This is a genomic window from Streptomyces sp. 5-10, from assembly GCF_014712245.1.
GTDB classification, from domain to species: domain Bacteria; phylum Actinomycetota; class Actinomycetes; order Streptomycetales; family Streptomycetaceae; genus Streptomyces; species Streptomyces violaceusniger.
Map to the genome: position 1 here is coordinate 1 of NZ_JACVYG010000170.1, position 3,083 is coordinate 3,083.

The following is a 3,083-nucleotide window of genomic DNA, read 5'->3' on the forward strand; positions in this document are numbered from 1 at the left end:
ATCTGCCCACGTACGCCTTCCAGCACCAGCGTTACTGGATGAACGCCTCGGGCACGACCGGTGACCCCAGCGGCCTCGGTCTGGTCGCTGCCGACCATCCACTGCTGGGCGCCGCCGTGGAACTGGCCGATGGAAGCACCCATCTGCTCACCGGGCGTATCGCGGCCGGTGGTGGTGACGGCTGGCTCGGCGAGCACATCGTGGCGGACGCCGCCCTGGCCCCGGGCGCGGCCCTGGTGGAGTGGGCGTTGCGGGCGGCCGACGAGGTCGGCTGTGGTGGGGTCGAGGAGCTGGCGCTCCAGATCCCGTTGGTGCTGCCCGAGTCAGGCGGATTGCGCATTCAGGTGGTAGTGGGCGCCTCGGCGGAGGACGGGCGGCGCGATGTGCGGATCTACTCCCGTCCGGATGGCGAGGCCGACTCGGGCGCCGACGTGGGCTGGGTGTGCCATGCCGAGGGGGTGCTGAGCCCGGCACCGGAAGGCCCTGGCCCATCGGCCGAGGGGCTGGGCGGCACCTGGCCTCCGGCGGGTGCGCAACCGGTTGATCTGGAGGGGTTCTACGAGCGCTCCGCGACGGCGGGCTATGCGTACGGTCCGGCCTTCCAGGGGCTGCGCGCCATGTGGCGGGACGGTGTGGACCTGCTGGCCGAGGTGGCGCTGCCCGAGGCGGCGGGCGACGCGGACGGGTTCGGCATCCACCCGGCGCTGCTCGACGCGGCCCTGCACCCGGCCCTCCTGCTTGACATGGGGTCCGACCCGGAGCGGGACGGTGGCCAGGTGTGGCTGCCGTTCGCCTGGAACGGGGTGTCGCTGTGGGCCGCTGGAGCCAGCACCGTACGCGTACGGCTGTCCCCGCATCGGGACGGCGCCGAGGGTGAGCGGGGACTGCGGCTGGTGGTGGCCGATGCCGTGGGCGACCCCGTTCTGACGGTCGACTCCCTGGTGACGCGGCGGGCGGCCGTAGAGCAACTGCGGGGTGGGGCGACGCGTGGTGTGGACGGTCTGTTCGTCCTGGACTGGACCCCACTGCCGCAGCCGACTCGGACCGACGAGCCGGTGGCCGATCGCAACAGCTGGGCGGTGCTGGCCACCGAGGGTGCTGGCCCGGGTCTGGAGGCGTTGCTCGCGAGGCTCGACGACGGGGAGCCGGTTCCGGCCGTGGTGCTCGCCGAGTTCCCACGCCGAGATGCCGATGCCGACGTCGTGGCCGACCTGGCGACTGCTGGCCTGGCGATGGCGCAACGGGCAATGGCGCTGGTGCGGAGGTGGCTTGCCGAGCCACGGCTGGCCGACGCCCGGTTGGTCGTGGTGACGCGTGGCGCGGTCACCGTGGCCGCCGCCGCTGACGCCGCCGCCGAGGCCGAGGACGGTACGGATGCGGCCGCCGCCGCGCTCTGGGGTCTCCTGCGGAGCGCTCAGGCGGAGAACCCGGGGCGCTTCCTTCTGCTCGACCTCGACCCGGCGACCGATGTCAGCGCGGACACCGTACGGGTCGCCGTCGCGCGGGCGGTGGATCTGGATGAGCCACAGTTGGCCGTGCGGGATGGACGGGCGTGGGTGCCACGGCTGATCCGTGCCTCCGCCGACAGCGGTCCGGAGGGGTGGGGCGCCCCGGTGGCGCTCGATCCCGACGGCACCGTGTTGGTGACGGGCGGCACCGGCACCCTCGGCGGCCTGGTGGCCGAACATCTGGTCCGCACCTGGCAGGTCGGCCATCTGCTCCTGGTGAGCCGTCGCGGGCCGGATGCCCCGGGCGCCCGCGAACTTGCCGCACGCCTGGAGGAGTTGGGGGCGCGGGTGCGGATCGCCGCCGTGGACGTCACGGACGCGTCGGCGGTGGCCGAGCTCGTGGCGGGAGTCGACGCCGACCATCCGCTGACCGGTGTCATCCATGCTACGGGGCTGCTGGATGACGCGGTGGTGACCTCCCAGACACCCGAGCGGCTGGCCCGGGTGTGGGCGGCCAAGGCGGCGGGTGCGGCGCATCTGCACACCGCCACCGCCGACCTTCCGCTGTCCCTGTTCGTGATGTTCTCGTCGGCCGCCGGGGTCCTGGGCAGCCCGGGCCAGGCCAACTACGCGGCGGCGAACGCCTTTTGCGACGCCCTCGCCGCCCACCGTCAGGCCCATGGCCTCCCGGGGCTCTCGGTGGCCTGGGGCTTGTGGGCCCAGTCCAGCGAGCTGACCGGAAAGCTCGCCGCGACGGACCGGGCCCGGATGTCCCGCTCGGGCATCACCGCGATGTCCAGCGAGAAGGCGCTGGCCCTGTTCGATGCCGCCTGTGCGCGGGGCAGCTCCCTCTGTGTCGCCGCCGCCGTCGACACGGCCGGGGCGGCTCGTCAGGATCTTCCGGCGGTGCTGCGGGGGTTGGTGTCCGGTCGGGCCGCGCGTCGGATGGCGGCCGGTGGGGTGGGGGTCTCGGGGTTGGGTGCTGAGTTGGTGGGGTTGGATGCGGCTGGTCGGTTGGGTGTGGTGGTGGAGGTGGTGCGGGGTTGTGTGGCGGTGGTGTTGGGGTTTGGTTCGTCGGGTGAGGTGCGGGTGGATGCGGCGTTCAAGGAGTTGGGTTTTGATTCGTTGACGGCGGTGGAGTTGCGTAATCGGTTGTCGGCGGTGACGGGGTTGCGGTTGCCGGCGACGTTGGTGTTCGACTATCCGACGCCTCGGGTGCTGGCGGAGTATCTGTGCACCCGGCTGACCGGCGAGACCGCCGGGACCCGAGCTCCCCTCATGGCGTCGGCCGACGCGGACGAGCCGATCGCCATCGTCGCGATGACCTGCCGTTTCCCGGGCGGGGTCAGCTCCCCGGAGGAGCTCTGGGATCTGGTCGCCTCGGGCCGTGACGCCATCGGGGAGTTTCCGACCGGCCGAGGCTGGGACCTGGACGGGCTGTTCCACCCCGACCCCGACCACCCCGGCACCTCGTACGCGCGCAAAGGCGGGTTCCTGTACGACGCCGACGCGTTCGACGCGGCGTTCTTCGGGATCAATCCGCGGGAGGCGCTGGCCACGGATCCGCAGCAGCGGTTGCTGTTGGAGGCGTCGTGGGAGGTGCTGGAGCGGGCGGGGATCGACCCGGTGTCGTTG

1 protein-coding gene is annotated in these 3,083 nt (G+C 72.7%); it reads left to right on the forward strand.

What is annotated here, in order from left to right:
• Positions 1-3,083 (forward strand): SDR family NAD(P)-dependent oxidoreductase (locus IEJ02_RS47610; protein ID WP_191070477.1); only part of this gene is annotated, 3,083 nt, incomplete at both ends.